Origin of the sequence: Pseudarthrobacter sp. CC4 (genome assembly GCF_048957775.1) — a bacterium.
Taxonomy (GTDB): domain Bacteria; phylum Actinomycetota; class Actinomycetes; order Actinomycetales; family Micrococcaceae; genus Arthrobacter.
In genome coordinates, this window is sequence record NZ_JARCCZ010000072.1 from 1 (window position 1) to 1268 (window position 1268).

At 63.6% G+C, this 1268-nt stretch carries 1 protein-coding gene; it reads left to right on the top strand.

The features are described 5' to 3' along the window. Positions 1 to 33 precede the first annotated feature (33 nt). Positions 34 to 1263, top strand: a complete 1230-nt coding sequence (gene manD / locus PV768_RS21800; protein ID WP_321215139.1) for a D-mannonate dehydratase ManD — start codon at positions 34 to 36, stop codon at positions 1261 to 1263. The last annotated feature ends 5 nt before the right edge of the window (positions 1264 to 1268 follow it).

Here is a 1268-nt window from a genome sequence, read left to right on the forward strand (position 1 = left end):
CCGCTCCATCGATTAAGAAAGCCTGGATCTGTTGTGAAAATCATTGCTGCCGATGTGTTTGTGACCAGTCCCTCCCGTAACTTCGTGACGCTGCGGGTCACCACGGAGGATGGTGTGACGGGTATTGGGGATGCGACGTTGAACGGGCGTGAGCTTGCGGTCGCCGCGTATTTGAAGGAGCATGTGGCGCAGTTGCTGATCGGGAAGGATCCGCACCGGATCGAGGATACGTGGCAGTTCCTGTACCGGTCCGCGTACTGGCGCCGGGGTCCGGTGACGATGGCGGCGATCGCGGCGGTGGATATGGCGTTGTGGGACATTAAGGGCAAGGTGGCCGGGATGCCGGTGTACCAGTTGCTGGGCGGGGCGTCGCGGAACGGGTTGCGGGCGTACGGGCACGCGTCGGGCGCGGATTTGCCGTCGTTGTTTGATTCGGTGCGGGAGCATCTGGAGCTGGGGTACAAGTCGATCCGGATCCAGACGGCGGTTCCCGGGATTAAGGCCGTGTACGGGGTGGCGGCGCAGGCGCAGGCTTCGGGGGAGCGGTATGACTACGAGCCGGCCGGGCGGGGTGCGTTTCCGGTGGAGGAGGACTGGGACACCCGTGCGTACCTGCGGCACCTGCCCACGGTGTTTGAGGCGGTGCGGAATGAGTTCGGTCCGGAGATCCCGTTGCTGCATGACGGGCATCACCGGATGACGCCGATCCAGGCGGCGAAGCTGGGCAAGGCGCTGGAGCCGTATGACCTGTTCTGGCTGGAGGACTGCACCCCGGCGGAGAACCAGGAGGGCCTGCGCCTGGTCCGGCAGCACACCACCACGCCGCTGGCGATCGGGGAGATCTTCAATACCGTGTATGACTTCCAGACCCTGATCAAGGAACAGCTGATTGATTACGTCCGGGCTGCGTCCACGCACTTCGGGGGGATCTCCCCGTTGAAGAAGGTGATGGATTTCGCGGCGCAGTACCAGATCAAGTCCGGTTTCCACGGGCCCACGGACATTTCCCCGGTGGGCTTCGCGGCGCAGCTGCACGTGGGCCTGGCGATCCATAATTACGGGATCCAGGAGTACATGCAGCATTCGGACAAGACCAACGAGGTGTTCGAGCAGTCCATGACGTTCGTGGACGGCTACCTCCACCCCGGGGACAAGCCCGGCATCGGCGTCGAGTTCAACGAAGAAGCCGCAGCCGCCTACCCCTACCAGCAGGCCTACCTGCCCTACAACCGCCTCATCGACGGAACGGTCCACGACTGGTGACCACG